We start from the raw sequence: 4,601 nt of genomic DNA, 5'->3' as shown, positions 1-4,601 counted from the left end.
TCTTTAAGTCCGGCACATTCGACCAAGAGGTAGTCACAACCTACGCCACAGCAGATTTCGCCGTACTTGTGACCATCGAGCGGGTGTGTGCTGAGGTCGGAGGCTTGCCCAAGCAAGACTGGTCGCTGCGGGTCACGCAAGTATTTCGTCGTGAAGCGGACGCATGGCAACTCGTGCATCGGCACGCAGATCCGCTGGCGAACGGCATTAGTTTAAAGCAGGCGGCTGCACTCGCACTGGGCGTTACCGACACTGACCATTCGGCAAAGTTAACATGAGTTACGAAGACAGGAGGGATGGCATTGCGAAAAACGACATTCAAACTCTTACCAATCGGAGTCATTCAACTATGGCAGCAGCTCAATTTCTCAGTCCTCAGCAGATCGATCGACTCCCATCATCGCCAGCCGATCGGCGAATCCACTATGGGAGCGCACCTTCTCAATTTGGCGATCTGCGACTGCCGCAGGCTCTAGGGAGTCACCCCGTTGCCGTTGTGATTCATGGCGGCTGCTGGAAATACCGACACGGCGATCTCACTGCCGATCTTCAGAACACGGCGGCTCTTGCCTCAGCGTTAACTCACCACGGGATCGCCACCTGGAATATTGAATATCGTCAAATCGATGTTCCAGGGGGTGGATGGACGGGGACATTTGAGGATGTCGCCAATGCGATCGATTACTTACGAGTGCTGGCTAAACCCTACGCGCTAGACTTGAAGCGGGTGGTTATCGTCGGTCATTCTGCGGGCGGGCATCTGGGAACTTGGGCAGCCGCTCGGCATCGGTTGCCCCAACAGAGTCACTTTTTGTTTGAAGATCCGTTGCGTGTCTTAGGTGTCGTTAATCTGGCAGGTGTAGTAGATCTAGAAGCGTTTCTGCCAATGCAGAACCAGTCTTGTGGCGAACCAGTCATTACAAGGCTGATGGGCGGCTCACCTACGGAAGTGCCCGATCGGTATCGACTAGCATCGCCATCCCATCTTTTGCCGCTAGGAGTGAAGCAGGTCTTAGTTTATGGCGCACAAGATAAAGTTGTCCCGCCGTGGTTAGGACAAAAATATGCGGAAGCAGCCAGAAAAACAGGTGACGATGTGACCTTTGCATCGATCGAAAACACATCCCATTTTGAACTCATTGCGCCTGGATCTGAAGCTGGCGATCGGGTTGTGAATGCTGTGCTTTCGATGCTGAAGTTAAAGAACAAAGAATCACAGAAGATCGATATTTAAAAATAAATATATACATCAATAAAGCGTGAGGTAAATTATGACGATCGATCTCGGACTAACTCACATCGCACTCCCAGTTACAGATATCGATCGTAGTATTCAGTTTTATGCTATCTACGCCCAAATGCAAGTAATCCATCGCCGTATAGATGCCGAAACAGGTGTTGCAGTCGTATGGCTTTGCGATAAAACTCGTCCGTTTGCGATCGTGCTGATTCAGACAAGTTCGGTGCAGTCAGTTCTATCTCCCCTCGCACATCTGGGAGTCGGGTGTCAAAGTCGGGAAGTTATCGACGCTCTTTGCGACAAAGCAAAACAGGAAGGTGTTCTGCTTCAGGAACCCAAAGATTCTGGATATCCGATTGGCTACTGGGCTTTTTTAAGAGATCCAGACGGTCATACGCTCGAACTATCTTACGGACAAGAAATCGGATTGACCGTAGAACAGACTCCATAAAATAGTACGGGAGATAGATAGAATGTCTAGTACAAATCTAATTCGATTAGGCGGACTCAGTGCGATATTTGCCGGAATCTTGCGCGGCGTAAATTCGTTTTTAGCCAGCAGTAATCCTAATGTAACGATCTCCATTCTTTACCTGTTGACCGATATTTTTCTCCTATTTGGGATCGTGGGTATTTATAGTTTTCAGTATCGGCAATCTCGATCGTGGGGTTTGTGCGGATTTCTACTCGCGATCGTTGGGATTGCAATTATCCGCACCGGATCGATCGCTGGAGTTAGTTTATATCCGATCGGCGCATCAATATTTACAGTCGGTATGAGCTTGTTTGCAATTGGCTCTTGGATCGCCAGAAAGCTCCCCCGCTGGGTATCGGTCTTGTGGATACTTTCGACGATCGTTGGATTCATGGGTTATTTTATCCCCGGTCTTAAATTATTATTTGTCCTGTCTGGGGTAATCTTCGGCATTGGTTTTGCTGGAGCAGGTATGAAGATCTGGTCATCAACAAGCAAATAAATTGAATGACTCGCCGATCGATCTCAATCTTTCTCAATTTGGGCACAGGATGCCGAACAAATAGCGCAACTGTTCCATGAAACAGTTCGTGAAATTAATGTCCACGATTACTCAAGCAAACAGGTCAGGGCGTGGGCACCTGATGATATCTACTTTAGAAACTGGGTAGAGGTGTGTTCGAGCCGATTCACCTATGTTGCTGACGATGAGAGGTTGTCTGTTAAGCGTTCGAGGTTATTTGCGGCGGGTGATGGGCAACGTTAGACAGAATTACGATCGAGCAATTCCTTTAGGACGGATGTAACACAAACGTTTCTAGCTGAAGATCGCCCTCAAAGATCGCTAATGGATTTTATCCGATCGCGCCTAGAGCTGTTAAATTCTCCTGCTGGGCAGCCGTCAATCCTTGGATGCCCCGAATATTCATCCCTTCATATGGTCGCGGCGATCGAATGATTTTGACGCATTCACCCGTAGCGACATCCCAGAATCTAATGGTAGCATCGGTACCAGTACTGGCTAGCAACTGACGCTCGGCAAAATCTGCGCTGTAGTGGGGCACAAACGCCACTCCAAACACACCATGTGTATGACCCTGCAAGATCCTTAGACATTTCCCGCTGCCCACATCCCAGAGCCTAACGGTACCGTCATAGCTACCACTGGCTAACAGTCGTCCATCGGTGCTCAAAGCCACAGACCAAACGAACGCTTGATGACCGGGCAACACTTGGAAACATTCACCAGTATTAATATTCCAAAGAGCCACGGTACGATCGACACTACCACTAACCAAAATATCGCGATCGGGACTCACTGCGATCGAGACAATCCCTAGTTGCTGCCCCTGCAAAGTACGGATACATTCACCCGTCTGGATATTCCAAAACGAGATCGTGCGATCTCTACTCCCACTCACCAACATCGGTGGGGAGACAATGAAGGCTACCGATGTGACCCAATCTTTATGCCCTGCCAAAATCTGGAGACACTCACCCGTTAGTGTACTCCAGAGTCTAATCGTATGGTCTGAGCTACTACTAGCAAGGATTTGGCTGTCGGGACTAAATGCCACCGACCAAAGGCCATCGGTATGTCCGGCTAGAATGTGGCAGCACTTGCCATCGCGGACGCGCCAAAGTTTGATAATCGGATCGTCACCGCTTCCCCCACTAGCTAGGAGCTGACCGTCTGGACTGAAGGCTAATGTTCTGATGGAACTATTATGACCGCTCAAACTCGTAGATCGATCGTCCTGGATATTCCAGAGTCGTAATGCTCCGCCAAAGTATCCAGTGGCTAGCACCGCTTGAGGAGCGGCAATATTTGGTAGAGGTGGGGGGACAAAATCTATCGCATAGATCGTATTTGCATAGCCTTTTAAAACTCTCAGACACTTGCCAGTACTCAGGTTCCAGAGTCTAACCGTGCGATCTTCACTACCGCTAGCCACAATCTGATGAGTCGCGTCACAAGCGATCGACCAAATCCAATCCTCATGCCCAACCAGCGTCTTCAAACACCGTCCAGTCAGCACATCCCACAGTTTGATGTTTCGATCCTTGCCACCGCTGATGAGCGTTTGGCCATCTTGACTAAAGATGACCGACTTCAATTCGTCGCTATGTCCCAAACAAGTTCTCAAACACTCGCCAGTGCTGGCATCGTAGAGCTTGACGGTGGCATCATTACCGCCGCTGGCAATGGTTCGACCATCTGGACTAAATGCTACTGAAAAGACTATGCCTTGATGAGTCCCCCATGTTCCAACGCATTGTCCTTTGTGGATATTCCAAAGCCGAATACTTGAATTGGCATCACCACTGGCAATGGTTCGACCATCGGGACTGAAGGCTACTGAGTAGACTGCTTCGGTATAGTCAGTGAATTTCTGCAAGCACTCACCAGTGTTCACATCCCAGAGTCTCACGGTGCAGTTATCACTACCGCTGGCTAGAATATCGTCACTGCCACTGACTAAGATGTTGCCATCGGGACTGAATGCCAGCGATCGAATCGCCTGTGTTCGATCGGCAAATGTCCGCAAGCACTCACCAGTATTGACATCCCAGAGACGGATGGTGCAGTCAAAACCACCGCTGGCTAGCGTTTGACTATCTGGGCCAAAAGTCACCGCTCGTACCCAATTGGTATGGCCGCGCAAGATCGATCGCAGTTGATAAGTGCGAGCATCCCACAACCGAATATCGCCGTTGAAATCGCCGCTAGCCAAATAGCAGCCGTTTGGACTAAATGCGACTGCATGAATACTGCCAAAAGTTTCGGTAAAAACTGAGTTTGCCCAATCGGTGTTCGCAAAATTAGTATCGTGTAAATTCATGCCGAGTAGATAGGCTTGCCGAATACACAAACCGGAAAAATCA

The 4,601-nt window shown here is 49.3% G+C and carries 4 protein-coding genes and 2 pseudogenes; 5 read left to right on the top strand and 1 reads right to left on the bottom strand.

From position 1 onward, the window contains the following. The 5 genes and pseudogenes from RMO35_RS03050 to RMO35_RS25155 all read left to right on the top strand — a co-directional run. Positions 1-278: nuclear transport factor 2 family protein (locus RMO35_RS03050; RefSeq protein WP_309738469.1), on the top strand; the 278-nt coding region annotated here is incomplete at its 5' end. A 71-nt stretch (positions 279-349) separates the two neighbouring features. After that, on the top strand, positions 350-1,234 hold the full coding sequence (locus tag RMO35_RS03045) for an alpha/beta hydrolase (protein WP_309738468.1): 885 nt from the start codon (positions 350-352) through the stop codon (positions 1,232-1,234). Positions 1,235-1,271: 37 nt separating this feature from the next. Next, positions 1,272-1,691: a VOC family protein gene (locus RMO35_RS03040; protein ID WP_309738467.1), complete on the top strand. Its 420-nt coding sequence runs from the start codon at positions 1,272-1,274 to the stop codon at positions 1,689-1,691. A 22-nt stretch (positions 1,692-1,713) separates the two neighbouring features. Continuing rightward, the gene (locus RMO35_RS03035) at positions 1,714-2,217 is read left to right on the top strand and encodes a hypothetical protein (protein ID WP_309738465.1); all 504 of its coding nucleotides are present in this window, start codon (positions 1,714-1,716) and stop codon (positions 2,215-2,217) included. A gap of 36 nt (positions 2,218-2,253) precedes the next feature. Continuing rightward, positions 2,254-2,427, top strand: a pseudogene (locus RMO35_RS25155) (GNAT family N-acetyltransferase); the annotation flags it as partial. Positions 2,428-2,569: 142 nt separating this feature from the next. Here the strand turns inward: RMO35_RS25155 and RMO35_RS03030 are convergent. Beyond that, positions 2,570-4,601, bottom strand: a pseudogene (locus RMO35_RS03030) (WD40 repeat domain-containing protein); the annotation flags it as partial.

Source organism: Chamaesiphon sp. OTE_20_metabat_361 (assembly GCF_031364565.1).
The sequence above is the reverse complement of the archived record's forward strand: the minus strand, read 5'-3'. Positions and strand labels throughout refer to the sequence as shown.

Excerpts from the sequence above, each read along its gene's own strand:
- RMO35_RS03045 (WP_309738468.1), top strand. The coding sequence starts at position 350 with ATGGCAGCAGCTCAATTTCTCAGTCCTCAGCAGATCGATCGACTCCCA.
- RMO35_RS03040 (WP_309738467.1), top strand. The coding sequence starts at position 1,272 with ATGACGATCGATCTCGGACTAACTCACATCGCACTCCCAGTTACAGAT.
- RMO35_RS03035 (WP_309738465.1), top strand. The coding sequence starts at position 1,714 with ATGTCTAGTACAAATCTAATTCGATTAGGCGGACTCAGTGCGATATTT.